The following is a 21,040-nucleotide window of genomic DNA, read 5'->3' as shown; positions in this document are numbered from 1 at the left end:
AGTTCCTGTAGCTCACTCAGGTCAGGATCTTTCTGCATCCATTCGACATCTTCAAATCCGTATTGAGAGCTAAGGATCAGGTGTTGGATTGCTTTTTCCTGATAAGCTTTTATCCGCTTTTTGACCTCTGTCGTTTTTGTCTGGTCTCGCAGATTGATCAAAGTACGGCCGTAAACACAAGCAGTGTTATACCGGAACAAACCGCTCTGCTCAAATTGTTTCACATGTCCTTCTACAAAGGAAATTGCTTTGTCTTCCTCATGATTATAAACCATGCAGATGGCCAAACCTGAAATGGCCTGTGAACTCTTGTTATTCAGATCAAATGCCTTCTGGAAATCTTTCTGTGCTGCCTTCCAATCTGTCTTCTGTAAATTCGTGTGGCCTCGTCCCGTAAAGGCGCTCACATAACGATTATTTTTACGAATGATCTCATCATAGACCCTCAATGCTTCGTCGTATTGACTGATTTCAGTCAAGAGTTGTCCTTTGAATAGATAAGGTTGTAAATCGTTAGGTTTGATCTGGATGATCGCATCATAAGCCGCGATGGCTTCTTGATATTGTTTGAGTTTTATGTGATGGGAAGCAATGATGAGGTAAGGAAAGTTATCTAAAGGAGAAATTTCAATGGCTTTATTGAATTGTTTCAGGGCTTCGGTCGAGTTCGACTGATTGCTGTAAACAAGTCCTTTTGCTACATAGAGGCGGGGGTTCATATCATCGATTTTGAGAGCCTGGTCAGCATATTTTAATGCTTCCTCAAAGTTCCGAAGTGAATTATTAACATCTACCAACCCTATATATGCGGGGATCAATAATTGATCGATACTGATTGCAGTATTATATTTTTCAATCGCAGCCTGCCATTTTTTTTCACTTTGCAGTCGCAGTCCTGTTTGGTAATAATTTTGTCCCGGTGAATTCTTATAAATCTTTGTTAAAGCGACGTGTGCGGCATTTTTTTTCTCTTCAAGGTTCCCATCATGACGTGCTTGCATAATGGCTCGTCGCGCTTCGGGCGTGCCTATACTAATCAATGTTGAGTAGATAGTCTGCCAAGTGGATGGGTCTTTCGTTTTTTGGAGTTTTTCTTGCAATATTAAGAGCGCTTCGTTGGAAGATGAGTACTTCAAGCTTGATATAGTGCCCTTCACAATCGACGGGTTACTGTCTTGGATCGCCTGTCTGGCCAGTTTGAAATAGTGAGGCGATTCCACTTTCCGGAGTGAGTCCAGGATTAATAATTTTTCGGCAGCATTGGCTTTTGGAAAAAATTTCAGGAACTGCTTATCCACAGTCTGGTCCCCAATCAAAGCCAGAGTTTTGATGATGGAAACTCTCAAGCTGGAACTGAGTTTAGAATTTTGTAATTGTTGAAATAAAAGGGGGATGGTACGTGGATCTTTAATCCGGTTAATAAAGCTCAGCATCTCTGTTGTAGGAGCCGCGTGTTCTATTTTTGCTAGTACATAAATCATGGCCAACGTTTCACTCTCGACGTCTTTGCGTTTAATGAGTTCCCGAAACGCAACCTCTCTTAACTCCTCATGCGGGGATTTCAATGCATTGGAGAGTACTTCGAGCAGTTTGGGGTGCCCGTTGAGAACCAAAGCCTTAATCGCTGCCTGACGCAGTGCCTGGTTGTCACTGGAAAGAAAGCCGTAAATGGCCGCGCCCCATTGCGAACGCGGACTCTGGGAAATGATACCGATGATGACGATCTGAGATTCGGGAGGATGTTGTTTTAATATTTGTAACAGAAAATTTTGACCATTTGTAAAACGGGACTCCGCCAGGCTGGCCACAGCCATTTCAAATTGAGATCCGGGTGGCTGACTGGCCACTTTCGTAAGCCGCTCAAAAGCGCGTGAATCTCCAAAATAACGTAGTGCGTACAAAGCGGCTTCTTGCACGTGCGGGTTCTGATCGGCAGTGAGTTCTAAGACCAGGTCCAGTTCTTCATTTGTTAATTGACGACCACCACTGATCAGCGCCGCAACTTTCACGGGTGGAGATCCAATACGGATTTGTTCGGAAACTTTTTCCCGCGAGAGCACGCGCATGGCACTGTCAAGGGCGGCATGTATGGCTGCTTCTTCTGTAAGATGTGTTACTTTTGTATGGGTATAGCGGGGTTTGGAATCTTTAAAAGCATTGCCGGAAAGATGCAGCTCTCTGATCAGTGTGGGGAATGCGGGAAATCGTGGTTCCACAATCGTATTCGAACCAATTTGTTCAGCGGCGCGGGGCAGCCAATCATTTACAGCCTTTTCAATCAGCGAATTCTTAGTGGGAAAGTGAATGACGAACCGTTTGATATTTTGCGTGGTGAGTAGGTCGATTTCTTGCATCAGATTGCCGATGTTAATCGAATTCAACTCTCCCGTAATCGTCAGTTCCGCCAGACATCGACTTGGTCCCATCAATTGAACGGAATGATGTAATTTTCCCAGCTCAAAACGATTCACATTCAAGGTTAACTGCTGACCATTGACGGTAGTCTGAAATTCGATTTCCTGGACACGTGGCCCTGCTTGTAAATCTGAAATCACAATCCATAGACCGCCCTGTTTGCCAGGTGGGATAATGACTTCGTCCTCAAACTTTAAACTACTCAAACGCTGGTTGCGTTTTTCTATTAAGACAGTTTGGTAACCAATATTCTTGGGTAATTCGGCCAGGGGATGAGCCTTCCCGTCCACTTTGGCTTTGATTTCAGATCGAATCAGCTTAAGGGGTTGCGGGCTATGATTGACAAGAATCAAGCGTGTTAAAATGTAGTGAGTACTATTGCGCGTTCGATAGCTGGTGGGTGGACCTTTGAGAGAGTTTTCGACAACCAGATATGCTCTTGTCTGTTGTGTTACGACAGGTTGATGCGCGGGTTGTTGTTTTAATGTCTTCAATCGGTTTTCGATATTGAGTAACTGAAGCCGGGTTCGTGCATTGGAATCCTTCTTACCAGAAATCGCGTCTTTGACATTTTTGGTGACATTTTTGGTCTGAGCAGGTTGCGACTGAGCGGATACAGCAGCCGGTAACAGCATGAGTGCAGCAATCAATGGCGCTATAATCAAGATAGGATATTTTTTACATTGCATCCTGTTTGTCCCCATATTCATCATACAATCACTTTACCGGCCCGAATTTCAATCCAGGTTTTTATCTCTGATCCCGGCGGCAATACCCGCAGCCCCGTTTCGGCATCGGCGCTCATTAGATTGATGGCATTCGTCACACAAGTATAAGGTTCCAGACAGATACAGTTTCGTTGGGCAGGTGTGAAGACTACCAATTCTGAAAAAAGGGAGTCATAATCCTGCGACACTAACAGCCCGGCTTGTTGATCCATGATCAGGCATTCGTATTGTTCGGTGCCCTCGGGCATGCCACTCAGAACGTCATCTACGTTTAATTGATCGAGCCAGGCACCTTCGCGCAGATCATGTGCCTGGGGAATAGATTTTTTGACGCCGATTGGCAAGCATTGATCCAGAACCCATTCTTCGGTAGCCGGCGATTCAATCAGACAGCTTTTGAGACTTCCCTGTTCAGACAAGGGGACCTTAAAATAAGGATGTGTTCCCAATCCCCAGGGAACCGATGTGGTACCCGGATTACCAATGCGAAAGTCGGCTCGCAGTGTGGCGCCTTTGACCTCATATTTCACTTCAATAAAAATATCACCGGGCCAGTATTTCAAGCGGTGCTTTCCATCAATACTAAGTTGAAACTGGGCAATCGCATAGGTTTCTTCCTGCGCAATCACACGCCAGGGCAGGTCCAGACAAAATCCATGAATGGCATTGCCAGTCTGATCATGGTACGTCTTGTCGGCGGGAAGATCATAACTGACGCCATCCCATTTATAATGTGCATCTGCGATACGATTCGGGAAGGGAAATAAAATCGGAATCCCGCTACTGCTGGGACGTTGATCGCCGTGCTGAAATTCGGGATGGGAATCGATCACATCAATACATTGACCGTCTATCATCGCGCGAAATTGATAACAGTTAAAGCCCAGTTCCGGCAAGATGTGCGCGGATGAACCTGATACCGGATCTGTAATTTTGATGGGCGTCATACAAAGGGGTACTTTTTATATAGATTTAATCAGCAGGACATTGGTTGTTGGGCAAATGTTGTTTTGTCAGTTCCACTCAGGGTGAGCCGTCTCTTGTGGCAAAAAACGTCTTTCGGCCATAGACCTCTCTAGCAGAACGTTCCAAATATCATAGGGATCAATTTTAAAAATGTCTTCCGTTGTCGCACGTGTAGAAAGCCAGTCCATTCGAGAAACTTCAGATTCCAGTTGGAGAGGCGCCCATCCCGCACATCCAAAAAAGATCCGAAAATCCAAATCTGGATCGCCTTCCGAAATTTTCCAAATTACCTGCTCAAATACTTCCGGACTGCTGCCCATAAATAAATTGGGAACGATAGGCTCCTCGATCTTTTCCAGGTCAGATGCATTGTGCAGAGCAAACATGCCATTCGGCTCGACAGGACCTCCCGTAAACACCATGTCTTCCAGCTTGGGGAGATCAAAATATTTCGAAAGTGCATTTGTTATTGAGAGAGAAGAGGGGCGGTTGACGATTAATCCGGTGGCGCCTTCCTGATTGTGTTCCACAATCAGCACAACGGATCGATAGAAATTGAGATCATTTAATTTTCGGGAGGCAATTAAAAAATGTCCCTTTAAAGATTTCAGCATAAAACGCTTTTACTCTCTTTTCATTCCGGGAAATCAAACTCAAATTAAGCTCTATGATGATATGAACTGCACAAAACTTATTATATCTGGAGAAAACACGAAAATACAGAGTTAGAATCGACTGTTAGAAACACTCTTATCTCAGGACCTTATTTTAAGGATGAAATGGGACGGGACTCTTGGGTTCCCGTGACATTCTGAAGATGGTAAATTTTTGAAAAATACTATTTCATATTGAACGCATGTTGGCTATTCTAGCAATTACAGATTGTTGCTGCATTACAGGAAACGCTACGTCCCCTGCCATTTTTTCGCATGGTTTGATCACAATGAAGAAAACAATAACGCAATTTGCCATTTTGTGTCTGATTTTCGGATCAGTCTTTTTCACTCTACCTTTGTTTGCAGAAGAAAGCTATGAGCGATTCGCAGTGCGCAACTGGACGTATCGTGATGGCACGCAGGCGACGGGAAAAATGATCACCGTATCGGGTCCTACCGCTACACTCAAGCTGGAAGGAAAAGGCAACGTTCGTGTTCCACTTGAGAAATTAAGCGTGAAAGATCTGAATTGGATTTATGAATATCACAAGCGAAAGAATAAGCTGAGTTTCCTGCCGCCAAAATATCGTAAACCACAGAAAGACTTCTCGGAGCCAGAGCCCGCGAAACCGACGAAAACGGAACCAGAAAATAATCAACCTGAAAAAAAGATGACGGTTGCAGAACCGAAGATGAAAGAATCTTATCAGCCATTTACCGTTCGTGAATGGAATCTCAAGGATGGCACAAAGTACGATGCCAAGTTTCTGAGCATTAACAATATTCTAAAAAAAGTGATACTGAAAAGAGAGCCCGGACAGATTCAGCAGGTTCCCCTCGATCAATTTAGTGAAAAAGACTTGAACTGGTTAGCGGAATATCATCGAAGAAATAAGATGCTCGCTCTCCTGCCTGCAGAGTATCGAGATCGTGTGTCAAAAGACCAGCCTGCAGTAGAGACACCCGGTAAACCCTCTCCCGTTATGAAAACTCCAAACCTTCCCGGGGGAATTGCAGAGCGTCAGGCAGAACTGAAAGCAAAATCGAAAGCGATGCTCGCAGATGGTAAGGCAAAGGCTGCGGCAGAAGATGATCCAAATGTGATCAAAGCGAATACTGAAATCGACCCGGTTCTTGTTGCCGCTTTAAGAGGTTACCGGGTCTGGTCTGATAAACAAGGACAGAAGTCAGAAGCGATCTTTACGGGGATTCAAGGCCGCGAAGTCATGTTTGCAACGCGGATCGCAGGTTTCGTACGCGTGCCGATTGGCACGCTGGTCGAGGAAGATCTGCAACTGCTGCGGGATGCTTTGAAGATGCATGGACGATTTGCTGAAATTCCGCTCGTCTATCGCGAACCCCTCGACCCGAACCTTCCTCCCCGTAAACTCAAACTGTTAATTAAGGTGAATAATCACCGCAAGTGGACCGACCTCTCCGGTAATTCTGTTGGCGCATCTTATGTGAAAATGGAAGACGGCAAGGTGACTCTATTGATTACAAAAACCGGCGCGACACAGGAGTTTCCTTATCTGAACTTCATAGTAGAAGACCAGGAATATGTTCAGGAACGACTGAAAAAAGAAATTCCCGGCAGCTTCTTTCCTGCAGGAGCGGAAGTCACGCTCACTCCGGAAGAAAGAGAGAAAGAGTTTCGCGTCTGGACAGACCGTAGTCAGCGGCATATCAAAGGGAAATTTGTCAAATTAGCTTATGGAAATTCCGTTGCCGTGATTAATACCGGAACGAAAGAAGAACTATTCATCACGGAATTTTTCAGTGACCAAGACCAGAGTCTGATAAAACCGCGCAAGCAGAAACAGACAGATCAACTGGCATTGAATAATAATAACTCCAATCCAGGAGGAATGAATCGGGGTATGGCAGGCAGGGAACCAATCTCCAATAATCGCGGACCAGGGATGAATCCGAATACTAATATGCAAGCATTCCCCGGCATGCAAGAACCACGCTGGGAGATGACATGTCCCATTTGCAAGAAATCCCATACCTCCGACTCACCATTCTTTAAGCATTGTCCACATTGCGGGTTGGATGCGAATGATAAAGTTTATAGCTGTATAAGGTGTAACCGAAAGTTCAAGGCAGAAGGCCAGGGTATCACAGCACCATGCCCTCACTGCAATAAAAACAGACCAAACAATCAGGTTGCTTCGGGGAACACATCTCCCTATGCGTCTGGTAGTTCTGGGAATAATACCAATGGATCCGGTTCATCAGTACGTTCTGGCACTTCTGCTTATCGTTCAGGAAGAGCCATCGGCAAAATTTGTGCTTGGATTTTAATGTTTGTTGGATTCATTTTCGGTGTAAATAAGATACGAGGTTAATTCGCAGGCGAATCATTGCTCGATCTTATTCCATTGCTTTGCGCAGAATGTCCCTTTGATTATTTGCCTGCAAAACTCAACTTTATGGCTTCTGATTCAACACGGGCAGTTCTTTCGATGTCTGCATCTGCTGTGCTTCTTCGGGAGCCACATAATCACTGTGGCAGGATGCTTTATCCTGCTCGCCGGTCATTTCCTGCTTGACCTTCGAAGCCAGTTTGTGAATTTGATCCGGGCTGAGCACGCCTCGCTTCTCCAGGATTTCCTGTTGTTCGGCTGTCAGTGGTAACGTCTTCTTGGCTTTATCCCAAGCGTAATCTTCTGATTTGCCCGACATAAATTCCTGAATCTCTTTCGAGATTCGAACACTACACCAGTCATGTCCACACATGGCACAAAAGTCGGTATCTACGTCCAGGTCTTCGTCATGCAATGCACGCGCGGTATCAGGATCGAAACTTAACTCGAAGTGTTTTTCCCAGTTGAGTGCAGCGCGGGCTTCGGTTAAATCATCATCTCGATCACGGGTTCCAGGAATGCCGAGCGCCACATCTGCCGCGTGGGCGGCAATCTTATAAGCAATACAGCCTTGTTTCACGTCATCCTTTTTGGGCAAGCCCAGGTGCTCTTTCGGTGTCACATAGCAGAGCATGCTGGCACCATGATAACCGGCTGCGGTTGCGCCGATACAGCTTGTGATATGGTCGTAGCCGGGAAAAATATCAGTCACGAGAGGTCCCAGCACATAGAAGGGAGCGCCGTGGCACAGAGTTCGCTGGAGTTTCATATTGAATTCGATCTGGTCGAAGGAAATATGCCCCGGACCTTCAACCATAACCTGTACTCCTTTTTTCCAGGCACGTTCGGTCAATTCACCCAGCACACACAACTCTGCCAGTTGGGCACGGTCAGTTCCGTCAGCCAACCCGCCGGGACGCAAGCCATCACCGATCGAAAAACTAACGTCATATTCCCGCATGATGTCGCAGATGTCATCCCAGAGTTCATACATCGGATTTTGACGCTGGTTATGCAGCATCCATTTTGCCAGCAGCGAACCGCCGCGACTGACGATTCCAATTAATCGTTTTGCCACTAATGATAAATGCTCATGCAAGACACCGGCATGAATGGTAAAATAGTCAACGCCCTGTTTTGCCTGATGATCTAGCATCTGCAAAATGCTGGCATGATCCAGGTCTTCCAGTCGACGGGCAATGATCATTGAATAGATGGGTACCGTACCGATGGGAACGGTGCTGTTTTCAATAATCGCCTGCCGACAGCCATCAATGTCTCCGCCTGTGGAAAGGTCCATGACCGTATCGGCGCCCCAGCGTTGGGCCCAGGTTAGTTTTTCAATTTCTTCATCCGTTCCTGAAGAGACCGGCGAAGCCCCCATGTTGGCGTTGACTTTCGTTTTCGATGCGCGACCAATTGCCATCGGGTCCAGCTTATAACCGAGATGGACTTTGTTAGCAGGAATAATCATACGACCGGCGGCGACTTCGTCTCGGATCTGTTCGGCGGTCAGATGGGTTTCCCGCTCTGCAACGCGTTCCATTTCCGGAGTGACTGTTCCACAGCGCGCAAATTCCAATTGCGTGACGGGCAGAAAATCAGCCGGTGGTAACCAGGCGTCTGCCGTTTCGTAATTTTCTTCAAAGCCAGCTTTCAGTTCCCAGCCTTCCGGCATGAAATCCCAGGCAGTTTTGTCGGAAACATCAGGCATGCCCGGAGTATTGGGAGAAGAAAACGTCAAAGCACCTTTGACTCCGGGAGCAATCTGAGCAGGATTTGCAAAACTCCCCGGATTCGTCTGTTGAGGACGAGTTGAGGGATTTCCACCGATGGGTGGCAGCGAGTACATAAAGTCGTATGAAGAGGAGGGGTCAGTCATTTGAAAAGCATCCTTAACTATCTGATGCGAGGATTATTTTATTCATCTTGCGTGTTGTTGGAGAATCCCAACTCAGGAAATCTTATCCATACCATCGGAGAAGCACGACCCTCGATGGGAAATCTTCGTATATTCTTGTCTATATAGTAGTGACCTTGTTGCTTTTTTCAAACTGATTAGATGCTTTCTCTTTGTGGTTTCCCATTGAATCACGATTGGTTATGATCTGCACACCTTCGAAATAGTTAATCTGAACATTCTCTAAACACGCAAAAAAACGAAATTACAAGATTTTAATTCATCATCTTAAGGTAAAAAATGCAATACGATGTATATGGCGTTGGAAACGCTCTGGTCGATATTCAGGCTCAAATCTCTGATGCCACTCTGCTAAAACTGGGATATGCCAAGGGCATCATGACGTTGGTTGATGAGGAAGCACAGCAAAAAGTGCTGGGAGAACTCGATGGCGCGCCGATCTCTCAATCGGCCGGCGGTTCTGCCGCCAATACCATACTGGGTGTCGCCGATTTTGGGGGAAAAGCAGCGTATGCAGGCAAAGTTGCCAACGATATGTTAGGTGAATTTGACCTGGCTGACATGCGAAAACTGGGAGTGACGATTGAAGTTCCCCCCTCCTCAAATGGGCAGACGGGGACCTGCGTGGTCCTGATTACCGATGACGCACAGCGGACCATGCTGACGAACCTTGGTGTATCGGCTACATTAAGCCCGGATGACTTAAGTGAAGAACATATCAAACAATCAAAATGTGTCTATGTGGAAGGTTATCTGTTTACCGGAGAAACACAGAAAAAGGCCGCCTACCATGCGATCGAATTGGCTAAAAAACACAATGTGAAAGTGGCGTTTACAGTCTCCGACCCATTTCTGATCAATTTGTTTCGCGATGAATTTCAGCAATTGATCGAAGGCCCCGTTGATCTACTGTTCTGCAACCTGGAAGAGGCCCGCAGCCTGACCGGAAAACACGACGCAGTAGAATGTGCCAACATCATACATAAACATGTTCCGAATCTGGCTCTGACTTTGGGGCCCGATGGTTCGATTTTGATGCATGAAGGGCAAGTAATTCCCATTGAAGGCGTCGAGACGGAAGCCATCGATACCACAGGTGCGGGAGACATGTATGCTGCCGGGATTCTTTATGGAATTACCAATGAATTGACCTGGCATCAAGCAGGTCATCTGGCATCCCATGCAGCTGCCCGTGTTGTCTCGCAACTGGGTGCGCGACTGAAAGCCCCGTTTACTGCAGATGAAATACAGGAACTGCTCAGCTGATATGAAGCACAGCAAATACCCCCTCTTCGTGCGACGCGATCTGGACGGCTTTTTCGCGTTAATGATCGATAACCTCGTCCAGCTTCTGTTAATCGTTGCTTTGTGTGGGCTATGTGGGATCTCTGCTGATTCAGAATTATTACTGCGCTACATTCTTCCGGGAGCTGCACTCAGTATTCTATTCGGGAATCTCTTTTACTCCTGGCAGGCACATCAACTGGCGAAAAGAGAAAATCGGAGTGATGTCTGTGCGCTGCCTTATGGCATCAATACACCCTCGCTGCTGGTTTACATATTTTTCGTGATGATTCCCGTCTATCAACGAACCAATAGTGCCGAAGCGGCCTGGCAAATGGGATTGCTGGCCTGTTTCGGTAGCGGTGTGATCGAATTTCTCGGCGCGTTTGTTGCAGATCGAGTTCGTAAACTGACTCCCCGTGCCGCGCTGCTCTCAACGCTCGCCGGCATCGCCATTGGATTCATTTCCATGACGTTTGCTTTAAAGATCTATCAGCGACCACTGATTGCGATGCTGCCTGCAGCAGTGGTATTACTGACTTTATTTTCTCGAACCAGACTTCCTTTTCGCATGCCGGGTGGATTGCTGGCGATCATTGTAGGAACCATCTGTGCGTGGCTGCTGCCCGAACTGATTCCGCAATTGATGCAGGGCTCTGCCATGAGTACGGATGCCATTAAAACAGCCTGGGATCAGGCAGGCTGGTACCCGCCTCAATTTGCAGGATCTGCGCTATGGGAATTGCTCAAAGACCCCGGTGAATGGGTGGGCTTTATGTCTGTCATTTTTCCGATGGGCTTGTTCAACGTCATCGGTAGTATGCAAAACATTGAATCCGCGGAAGCAGCCGGCGACAGTTATCCTGCAAAGCCGGCCATGCTCGCGAATGGCGTAGGAACAATCGTCGCATCGCTGCTCGGCAGTTGTTTCCCTACAACGATCTATATCGGACACCCCGGTTGGAAGGAAATGGGATCGCGTGCCGGATATTCGATTATGAATGGAGTCTTTATTCTTTTGATCTGTTTAACGGGAACGACGGGAGTCATCAGCAAGATCATCCCGCTCGAAGCCGGAATCGCCATTGTACTCTGGATCGGCATGGTCATCACGGCTCAGGCGTTCCAGGCATCTCCCAATCGCCATGCACCCGCGGTTGCGCTGGGGTTGTTTCCTGCCATAGCTGCCTGGGGGGCCACCATCATGCAGGGCACTCTGCTCGTCGGCGGTGGTAAATCACTCCAGGATATTCTATCAAGGAATCTGTTTACGGAAGTCAATGGATTTCTGGTACACGGTCTGGTGGTAATGGAAAGGGGATTCATTTTTACCTGTATGATACTGGCTGCGATCTGTGCCTGTCTGATTGATGGCAAATACCGTTCTGCCGCGGTCTGGTCTGTCATTGCTGCGCTGTTTGCCTTTGTCGGGCTGACCAATGCGTACGAAATCATCGGTAACGACATTCATTTTCGTCTGGCATTCACTGCAGATAATGTTGACGGCTTTACCTTTCATGCGACAGGAATTGGTATAGGCTATCTGCTGTTTGCAGCCACCTTTCTGATTATCGGTGGTGGGAAAGACGAACCACCGCCCTTAGAAACAGAAGAATCACTTCTGAATCGGGAAATCCAGAACTGAAAAATGCCCTCAAAGAGGTTTCGAAGAAATACCAGAACGAGCAAACGCCGGATTTACAGATCGTCGTCAAAGAAGGAGAAAACACATTCGACTTTGACCTGAAGCCATAATAAAATTGGTCTATGAAACGCAAAATTAAAATTCTCATTTCTAGCTGTTTGTTTTGTGCTTGTGTATTCGCTATTGGATTCTATTGGAAGGCTCAAAATTTACCTGCCCGACTTCTAATCAAAGCAAACACAGCGCTGCTGCAAAAAAAATATTTCAATGCGCAGCAAATAGCGGAACGATTGCTTGATCACAAAGAATATGCAAATCAGGCAGCCTTCCTGGCTGCGGAAGCGGCCGAGGCACAGGGCAATTTTGAACAGGCTGTCAAATTCTACAACCGCGTTTCAGATTCCAAAAAGACAGACGCGATAAAGGCCCATGGCAGAGCGGGCGAAATCCTGTTGATGAAATTAAAATCGCTTTCACGTGCGGAAAAAGAATATCGACAGCTATTGAAACTTGATCCTCATAATACGTTGGCGAATGAACATTTGGCATACCTGCTTGGTTTGAGTGCTCAAAGCTGGGAAGCAGAGCCATTTCGATTGTCATTGATTCCCGGTAAACAGTTTAATCCCATCATTCTATATCTGATTACAATGGGTGACCGGGCATTTGAAAACTATCAGACCATACTCGACTACTCCAGGTTATCTCCTAATGATCCTCTGGTTCTGTTAGGGCTGGCAAGAGGCTCTATAGAAGAGCAGCATTTTAATAAAGCAGAAGAACAGCTTCGGCAAGTGATCAAGCTGGCTCCGGATCTGATAGAAGCCCATGTCAAAATAGGCCAGCTTATCAGTCAGCAAAACGATCCGCAGTCAATGCAAGTCTGGTTGGATCAATTACCTGAAAAAGCAAATCAACATCCCATGATCTGGAACATTCGAGGAAACTGGTTTCAACAACAGGGAGATATGAACGCAGCCATTCGATGCTTTTGGGAGGCAATCAGACGTGATGGGACTAACTCACATGCCTGCTATCAACTCGGACAACTTTTATTGAAAAAAGGCGAATTTGAAAAAGCCAATCAATTTCTTAATCAAACAAAAAAACTTCAGTCTTATGAAAGTGAAGTAAAGATTGCTTATTCCGATCAAGATTTGGACGCAGCACAGAAAGTGGTTCAGCTTGGGAAAGAACTTGGTTTGATTTGGGAATCGTTTGGCTGGAGCAGGGCAGCAATGATGCTCGCACCTCAAACAACTTGGGTGCAAAATTCACTTCAGGAATTTGGTCCTGAATTGTCAACGCTTCTGCTCAAGCGGATGATTGATTCAAAAAATCCAGCTTTTGAGTTCGATTTTTCGGAGTATCCACTTCCGAATCAAATCGAAAATTCCTTGCCAGCCAAAAAAACCGTGGCACTCACACATCACTCCGTAGTCACTTTCCAGGAAGTTGCAGCGGAGGCGGGGCTGAGCTTTAAATATTTCAATAGCGCAAAGCAACCAAACTTAAAACCCAAAATGTATGAATTCACCGGAGGGGGAGTTGCCGTTCTTGATTTGAATAATGATGACTGGCCTGACCTCTATTTGGCACAAGGATGTTCCTGGCCTCCCAATGAACGAAGCATGCAATATCTCGACTCCCTGTTTTTAAATCAGGGAGATGGTACTTTTCGGAATGTGACCAGTCACACCGGAATTCGGGAAAACCGATTTAGTCAAGGTGTCACGATAGGCGACCTGAATAATGATGGTTTTGATGATATTTATGTGGGTAATATTGGAGAAAATCGACTCTATATCAATAATGGAGATGGCACATTTTCAGAGATAAATCAGGCTGCAGGCGACATTGCAGACTGGACAACAAGTTGTCTGATGGCGGACTTAAATAACGATTCGTTTCCGGAAATTTATGCTGTGAACTATCTCGCAGGTCAAGATGTTTTCGACCGTGTTTGTAGTTCGAATGACGGCACATTTCACTCCTGTATGCCGCAAAATTTTCCCGCTGCACAAGACCGTCTCTTTTTGAATCAAGCAAACAGTAACTTTGAAGACATTACTTCTGACTCAGGAATTAAGGTCCCGGATGGCAAAGGTCTGGGAATCGTTGCCGCTTATTTCGGGGACCAGAAAAAATTGAATTTATTCATTGCCAATGATGCAGTGCCTAATTTTTATTTTGTCAACCAACCAACAAACCACATAAAGAGCCTTCATTTTGAAGAACAGGCCCTTTTGGCAGGCCTGGCGCTCAATTCAGATGGTCGGACGGAAGCCTGTATGGGAATCGCCGCCGGTGATGGAAATGGCGATGGATTATTAGACCTGTTTGTGACAAATTATTTTCGAGAGTCCAATACATTTTACAGTCAAATCAACGCAGATAATTTTCTGGATGTGACTCGTAAAAACTCACTTTATAACCCAAGCCTTTCTGTATTGGGTTTTGGAACTCAATTTATTGACGCGAATTTAAACGGTCACCTGGACTTGATCGCTGCGAATGGACATGTGGAAGATTTGAGTAAAACAGGTACTCCTTTTAAAATGAAACCACAGTTTTTCCTTAATTCAGGCGCTGGAAAGTATCGAGAAATTCCTGGAAATGAGTTGGGGACTTTCTTTGAGGAGAAACGACTTGGTCGTGGTCTTGCTTGCCTGGATTGGAATCGGGATGGTTTACCAGAAGCAGTGATTACTCAGTTACAAGCCCCAGTCGCCTTAATACAAAACACAACTACGAATCATGGAAACCGTCTTGTGTTCCACTTAACGGGAACTATCTCCAGTCGGGATGCCATCGGGACCACGGTGCGTTTGCAAGTGAATGGTAAGACCATAATCAGACAGATGACTGCCGGAGATGGGTATATGGCCAGCAATCAACGTATCCTTGTTTTCGGGTTAGGCGATCATACGGAAGCACATAATATCTCTGTCGAATGGCCTTCAGGTAAAAAACAACTCTTCAATAAATTGGCGGCAAATCAAGAGTTGATGCTCATCGAGGATCAGCCTGAGCCTGTCGTGCTAAGGATATTTCCTTAACGTAATTCACAACTATTTTACAGGCGCTTCGTAAATTCTTACATTGCGAAACTGGCTCTCTGCGCGGGCAATCACATCTTCGTCGGCAATAAAAACCAGATAGCGATGTTTGCCTGCCAGATATCGGCCTACACGAATCCGAAAACGCTTCCAGTCGGTGCCCGTATAAGTGTTGAATTGCTGTCCGATTCCGGGACGAACTTCGTATCCATAAATCTGAAACACATGATTCTGTTTGTCATGGGTTTGATCTGTATCAAAACCAAACCCGTGAATTTGACCTTCGTGAGAGCAGCGGAAATCAAATTCGATCACGGTATTGGGTGTAACTTCTTTGTTGATCTCCAGTGTCTTCCAGGCATTTCCCCACAAACGAATGCCTTTGCCTTGCTCAATTAACTGGTGATCTGTAGGCAGTTCATACTGACCATCCTGAAAACCATAAGGTTCGATGGAGTAAGACGCGAAGTTGATCGCCGGGATATCACCGGGAGGATCAGCTACAGAAAACCGATTACGCGATGGGAATTGAATTCGATCTGCCAATTGACGGCTGATTTCCTGACCATTTTGATCAAAGAGAATCGCCTGACCGGCTTCCACAATGATTGCGTCAGCAGTTTCTGGTTGTTTATCTGTTTGAATTTCTTTTACCGGCTGCGATTGTGAATGGGAAACCGTAACACGACCTTCGAAGACATGTACTTCAGTCTGGTTGTCCGAAGTCACAGACAGCCCAAAATTTGCCGACTGGGAAAGAATCGTCAGGTTGTCCGTTGTTAATGTAAAATCATGAACCCGCGAAGTTCCCATCGTCGCCAGGCGACCCGATTTTAAATAGGCACGATTATTCGCATTCAGTCCCAGTTCTGCAGGACCTTGCAAGGCAATCGTTGTCCCTCCCAGAAAATCAATCAGGACTTGTCCCGATTTTAATTTCAACCAACCCGGGACGAGAGGCTTGCTGACATCTTGCGTCCACTCGGTCTTTTCCCAGATGGCGTGATGTTCTTCGATAATCATGGCGGCAGGGACTCCCTCGCTGGAATCAAGTTGCGCGAGAGCCAAAGTGGGATTGCTTTCCATAAGTAAAAGCCCCGCCAGACAGAGACACACCGCGATGGTTGCCGCCAGAGCATAACGCATAAAGGTTAATTGCTTTCGCGCCAAGACGACACCGGAATCGATGGTTGTGGAGACTCCCTGGTACTCACTTGTCAGGCCCAAAAGATCAGGCTGAGATTCGGTTTGTCCCTGTTCCCATTGCAGCAGAGAATCGGTATTCATCATTTGCAGATACAGATCGCGGATTATCTCGTCCGATTCCAGACGTGCCAGAAATTTCTGAGTTTCCGTTTCGGATAGCGTACCATCGATAAAGGCAGAGATGAGCTCTTGTAAATCGTTCTGATTTTCTGGGGAGGGGCGATGACGATTCATGATAAATTATTCTCCTTGCTCGCTGGCAAGTGTTTTTTGAATGCACTCTTGTAAAAGTTGTCGGATACGATAAAGCATCTGAGAAACAGCGCCCACAGAGCGACCTTGTTCTGCCGCAATGGTCTGGACCGACCCGCCTGATGCATAACGCTGTTGAATCAAGTGGCGGCTTTGTTCCGGCAGCTTGGAAAGGCAACACGAGAGTACCCGTTGGAGATCGTGAGAACCTGCGAGTTTTTCTTCATTTTGTTGGGCCAGCATGGAGACCAGTTCGACATTAAATACCAGAGAATCTCGTTTGTTATCACGATAAAACGCCAGGACTTGAAAGTAAGCCACCTTGCATGCCCAGGCTACAAAATTACTTCCCGCTTCAAATTCCTCTGAACGCCGCCAGAGCACCATATTCGTTTCTTGAAGAACATCCTGCACTGCTTGAGAGTCAGGCAACAATGACCGAATATACGCATAAAGCATGCTCTGATGCGCGGTGAGAAGTTGAACAAATTTTTCTGTCTCTTCAGAATTCAATTTGGATACGATCCTCAGTTTCAGTGCCTTCGATAATACGGCAGTGTTGAAATAACCTGCATTTATATACCAGAAGATCTGCAATCTCACAAAAAAATCACAAATTAGCCGATCCTGATATATTTTGGCGTGAGATCATCTCACACTTGGGTATCTTTTAATTGATTACGACTTACAATAAATATGACGTCCTTGTGTACAGTAGCATTTGTGTGATTGGGAATACCTCATCTTCACAAACCTCGCCTGCCGTGATATCTCTTCCAAGAACCTGATTATCTGGAATAGCCTGCTATGAAATCTTTGGCATTCGTCAAGAGTCTCGTCACACTCCTGGCTTTTTCGCTCGCCTTGACTTTGTTCCCGAGCATTTCACTTACGGACAAACCTAAAGCAGCAAAGCAGACACCCGCTACTTATCGTGAACTGATTCTTTCAGATCAACCGGTACTCTATTGGAACTTTCAACAACGATCCAAAGCAGGTTATGCCGCTGTCCGTACCAGTCAGCACAAAAAAAACGTCAATTCGGAAGCAGTGATGGCGCTGGAAAGTGGCAAGCTGGCAGATACAACAGCGGGCCCCAGACCTTCAGAATTTCCTCTGTTCAAACCAGACAATCAAGCTGCAGAATTCAAAGCGGGAGGCGGGTACCTCCGTGTGGTTGATCCAGGCGAGAAGAGTGTTCTCGATTTTACTGCCGGCGATTCGATGACCCTTGAGGCCTGGGTCAATCCGAACTCCACACAAGCCGGCAAATACCGCTATATCATCGGTAAAGGTCGCACGAATCGAAAAGGAGTCGCTCGCGATAATCAAAATTACAGCCTGAGACTCACCGGGACTGAAATCAGTTTTTTATTTCGAAGTCAACCAGAAAAGAAAGAGCTTAAACCGAACTATCATCGCTGGACTTCCACAGGTGCTGGCATTATGTCACATCGTTGGCAACATGTCGTTCTGACCTATACGTTCGGAAAAAAGAAAAGCTTTAAAGTATACGTGAATGGTCGGTCGGTTTCCGGTAAATGGGATCTAGGTGGCGATACGACAAAAGCCCCGATTGTCGATAATGACGAAGTCTGGATCGGCTCTTCTATGGGCGGATCAGCAAACAGTTCCTTCGATGGCCGAATGGATGAACTCGCCATCTATCGCACCGCACTCTCGGCAAAACAGGTTACCGCCCACTTTAAATATGTCGCACCGAAACCCCAGATCGATTGGACGGCGATTCCCTCAGATCGCGTTCAGGTTGACATCCTCGAAGGAATTCCCAACCGAAGATCCTGGAGCTTTCCACCGCCTCGTCATGCGGAAACATTTACACAACCTCATTTTGCTCTGATCGAAATCCCCAATCGATATTCCGCGCGGGGTGTTAAAGTGGATCGCCCCGACCCGTTTCTGGTACGAGCCATGTCGCGTATCACAATTCCCAAAGGAAAAAAACGAATTCTGGTTCGTGCCCGCAATGCGTCGCGGCTTTATATCGATGAAAAATTAGTCGCAGAAACCGGGTTTCACAATATCTCCAGCAGCGCGCACGGTTATGTCTTCGACGTCGATCGCAGTCTGGCGCCGAATATTCGCCCGTTGCATCGTGGTGACCAGGAAAAGGTGATTGAATACAATAGTGATGGCAAACCTCATCGCATCCGTTTCGAAATGATTGTCGGTGGCTTTAAACATCGGCCCGATCTGGGTGAAACAGCCGTCCTGATCGGTGATCTGGGAAAAGACTTTCAGTTACTCACAACGACGAATGACGTGGTCATGTTGACTGACGAAAGTTGGGTACCCTTCGAAGCCAGTTACCGCTCCGGTCTCATCGCTGTCAACGCACAGCGACGTCAAGCTGCAGCCACGGCAGAAAACAAATACTGGGAGTGGCGCCATCAACTTGCTAAACAGGAAATTCTCAAACAGCCCCAGGTCAAAGTGCCAACAGCTGTTTCAGGTTTACGTGCCAACAATGCCATTGATCATTTTATCAATCAGCGTCTGGCAAAAGAGAAAGTGCCTCAGTCTCCATTGCTGAACGATCTTGCCTTTCTGCGCCGTTTGTCGCTCGACGCGACGGGAATCGTGCCTTCACCGGAATGGATTCAGACTTATCTGGCTGACAAACCGAAAACACGCCGCGCGAATGCCATTACACGTTTACTCAACGATCCAGGCTGGGCAGATAACTGGGTCGGATATTGGCAGGATGTGTTGGCCGAGAATCCAAATATTGTGAATCCGACCTTGAATAATACGGGACCGTTTCGCTGGTGGATTCATGAATCCTTTTACGATAACAAACCTTTTGACCGCTTCCTCACCGAACTGGTCATGATGGAAGGCAGCAAATATTTTGGTGGTCCCGCCGGTTTTGAAATGGCTTCGCAAAACGACGCACCCATGGCGGCAAAAGCACATATTGTGGGCCAGGCATTTCTCGGATTGAATATGAAATGTGCCCGCTGTCATGACGCACCCTTTCATGATTTCAAGCAGCGCGATTTATTCAGCCTGGCTGCCATGCTCAAGCGATCTCCGCAGGGAGTTCCCAAAACCAGCTCGATTCCTGGATTTGATCCCAAGTCAAATTCGATGCTCGTCTCAGTCACATTATTACCCGGCGCAAACGTAACGCCGAAATGGACGTTTGAAGAACTGATCAAACCGGGTAAATTCCCCGAGAACTATCTGCGCTCTTCCAAAGATACCCGCGAACAATTGGCTGCCATTATGACCTCTCCCCGGAACGAACGTTTTGCAAACGTGATTGTAAACCGAGTCTGGAATCGCTATCTCGGTCGGGGATTGGTGGAACCCGTTGATGACTGGGATGGTCAGGAGCCTTCGCATCCCAAGTTACTCAAATACCTTTCACAACAGTTTGTCATTCACGGTTACGATCTCAAAACTCTGGCACGTTCGATTTTTGAATCGGACCTTTATCAGCGTCAGGCGACGACCGACGTCAGCAAAATTGAAACACTCGTTGATGCGACTTACAATTATGCTTCACCCGTTTTACGCCGCATGGAAGCAGAACAAATTGTAGATTCACTGTTTGTAATTTGCGGCAAACCTCTTGATGCCGGCAGGATGTGTATCGACATAGATGGTGCAAGGGATTACCACAGTTCGCTCGATCTGGGAACGCCACGTCGTGCCTGGGAATTTACATCCCCTTCTAATGAACGTGATCGTCCCAGTCTGGCGCTCCCTTTTGGCCAGCCCTTTATCACTTTGATGAAAACATTTGGCTGGCGGGATACAAGACAGAATCCATCGAGCTCCAGAGAGTACACCTCGACCGCATTGCAGCCGGCGATACTTGCCAATGGTCTGATAGGCAAGCGTTTTACACGACTTTCAGATGACAGCGATTTCACAAAACTTTCATTACAGGATCAGCCTGTTGAAGAGTTAATTGTAAAGACCGTCATGAAAATACTCACGCGCGAGCCGTCTGACAGTGAATTGAAAATATTTGTCGATTTACTCCAACCCGGATATGCGGCACGTATTAACAAAAATGCTAAAATTGTCCGTCGCAAAACGTTACCACGTAATTTGGTGGGTTGGTCGAATCATGTAAACTCGCGGGCGAATGAAATTAAGGTCGAGCTCGAGCATGCTGTGAAAGAGGGAGACCCGCCAACACAACGCTTGAAAGAAGATTGGCGCAATCGATATGAAGATCTACTCTGGACACTCTTGAATTCACCGGAATTTGTCTTCGTGCCTTAATACTGAATGGATCCGATTTTGATACCGGAAAATACGGGATCTTCCAAAAAATCCCGGTCAACTCACAAATAATTCACAAATTGGACAAACATGATATAATTAGGCGTGAGAAAAGAGGGCACTTCGGTATATGCTGGTAGATCACGATTTATATGGAATGTGACTTCCTTGTGTACAGTATCGTTTGTTGAGTCGGAACCACATAAGTAATGTATCTCGGCAAACCTCGCCTGCTGTGATTTCTCTTCCGAGAACCTGTTAATCTGGATTTGCTTGCTA

Annotated in this window: 11 protein-coding genes; 5 read left to right on the top strand and 6 right to left on the bottom strand. The window is 46.5% G+C overall.

Translation table 11 applies throughout. From position 1 onward, the window contains the following. From Q0668_RS03310 to Q0668_RS03300, 3 genes are all read right to left on the bottom strand, one after another. Positions 1–3,104: HEAT repeat domain-containing protein (locus Q0668_RS03310; RefSeq protein WP_298859905.1), on the bottom strand; the 3,104-nt coding region annotated here is incomplete at its 3' end. A gap of 20 nt (positions 3,105–3,124) precedes the next feature. After that, positions 3,125–4,090: an aldose 1-epimerase gene (locus tag Q0668_RS03305; protein WP_298859903.1), complete on the bottom strand. Its 966-nt coding sequence runs from the start codon at positions 4,088–4,090 to the stop codon at positions 3,125–3,127. A gap of 66 nt (positions 4,091–4,156) precedes the next feature. After that, complete coding sequence (locus tag Q0668_RS03300; protein ID WP_298859901.1) at positions 4,157–4,723, bottom strand: YqgE/AlgH family protein; 567 nt, start codon at positions 4,721–4,723, stop codon at positions 4,157–4,159. Positions 4,724–5,052: 329 nt separating this feature from the next. Here Q0668_RS03300 and Q0668_RS03295 point away from each other — a divergent pair, with 329 nt between their 5' ends. Next, entirely contained in the window at positions 5,053–7,116 is a 2,064-nt protein-coding gene (locus Q0668_RS03295) for a hypothetical protein (RefSeq protein ID WP_298859899.1), read from the top strand. Positions 7,117–7,198: 82 nt separating this feature from the next. Here the strand turns inward: Q0668_RS03295 and thiC are convergent, their stop codons facing one another. Next, positions 7,199–9,016, bottom strand: a complete 1,818-nt coding sequence (gene thiC / locus Q0668_RS03290) for a phosphomethylpyrimidine synthase ThiC (RefSeq protein ID WP_298859897.1) — start codon at positions 9,014–9,016, stop codon at positions 7,199–7,201. Between the two features lie 318 nt (positions 9,017–9,334). Between thiC and Q0668_RS03285 the strand changes: the two genes are divergently transcribed. From Q0668_RS03285 to Q0668_RS03275, 3 genes are all read left to right on the top strand, one after another. Further along, complete coding sequence (locus Q0668_RS03285; RefSeq protein WP_298859895.1) at positions 9,335–10,321, top strand: adenosine kinase; 987 nt, start codon at positions 9,335–9,337, stop codon at positions 10,319–10,321. 1 nt (position 10,322) lies between these two features. Continuing rightward, the gene (locus Q0668_RS03280) at positions 10,323–11,984 is read left to right on the top strand and encodes an NCS2 family permease (protein ID WP_298859893.1); all 1,662 of its coding nucleotides are present in this window, start codon (positions 10,323–10,325) and stop codon (positions 11,982–11,984) included. Positions 11,985–12,106: 122 nt separating this feature from the next. Beyond that, entirely contained in the window at positions 12,107–15,043 is a 2,937-nt protein-coding gene (locus tag Q0668_RS03275) for an FG-GAP-like repeat-containing protein (RefSeq protein ID WP_298859891.1), read from the top strand. A gap of 12 nt (positions 15,044–15,055) precedes the next feature. Here the strand turns inward: Q0668_RS03275 and Q0668_RS03270 are convergent, their stop codons facing one another. Next, on the bottom strand, positions 15,056–16,483 hold the full coding sequence (locus tag Q0668_RS03270) for a hypothetical protein (protein WP_298859889.1): 1,428 nt from the start codon (positions 16,481–16,483) through the stop codon (positions 15,056–15,058). Positions 16,484–16,489: 6 nt separating this feature from the next. After that, the gene (locus Q0668_RS03265) at positions 16,490–17,014 is read right to left on the bottom strand and encodes a sigma-70 family RNA polymerase sigma factor (RefSeq protein ID WP_298859887.1); all 525 of its coding nucleotides are present in this window, start codon (positions 17,012–17,014) and stop codon (positions 16,490–16,492) included. A gap of 294 nt (positions 17,015–17,308) precedes the next feature. Here Q0668_RS03265 and Q0668_RS03260 point away from each other — a divergent pair, with 294 nt between their 5' ends. Further along, entirely contained in the window at positions 17,309–20,761 is a 3,453-nt protein-coding gene (locus Q0668_RS03260; protein WP_298859885.1) for a DUF1553 domain-containing protein, read from the top strand. The last annotated feature ends 279 nt before the right edge of the window (positions 20,762–21,040 follow it).

This window comes from uncultured Gimesia sp., assembly GCF_937910335.1.
Lineage (GTDB): Bacteria > Planctomycetota > Planctomycetia > Planctomycetales > Planctomycetaceae > Gimesia.
The sequence above is the reverse complement of the archived record's forward strand: the minus strand, read 5'-3'. Positions and strand labels throughout refer to the sequence as shown.

Bases quoted from the DNA above. Each gene is read 5' to 3' on its own strand.
- Q0668_RS03305 (WP_298859903.1), bottom strand. From the start codon at position 4,090: ATGACGCCCATCAAAATTACAGATCCGGTATCAGGTTCATCCGCGCAC.
- Q0668_RS03300 (WP_298859901.1), bottom strand. From the start codon at position 4,723: ATGCTGAAATCTTTAAAGGGACATTTTTTAATTGCCTCCCGAAAATTA.
- Q0668_RS03295 (WP_298859899.1), top strand. From the start codon at position 5,053: ATGAAGAAAACAATAACGCAATTTGCCATTTTGTGTCTGATTTTCGGA.
- thiC (WP_298859897.1), bottom strand. From the start codon at position 9,016: ATGACTGACCCCTCCTCTTCATACGACTTTATGTACTCGCTGCCACCC.
- Q0668_RS03285 (WP_298859895.1), top strand. From the start codon at position 9,335: ATGCAATACGATGTATATGGCGTTGGAAACGCTCTGGTCGATATTCAG.
- Q0668_RS03280 (WP_298859893.1), top strand. From the start codon at position 10,323: ATGAAGCACAGCAAATACCCCCTCTTCGTGCGACGCGATCTGGACGGC.
- Q0668_RS03275 (WP_298859891.1), top strand. From the start codon at position 12,107: ATGAAACGCAAAATTAAAATTCTCATTTCTAGCTGTTTGTTTTGTGCT.
- Q0668_RS03270 (WP_298859889.1), bottom strand. From the start codon at position 16,483: ATGAATCGTCATCGCCCCTCCCCAGAAAATCAGAACGATTTACAAGAG.
- Q0668_RS03260 (WP_298859885.1), top strand. From the start codon at position 17,309: ATGAAATCTTTGGCATTCGTCAAGAGTCTCGTCACACTCCTGGCTTTT.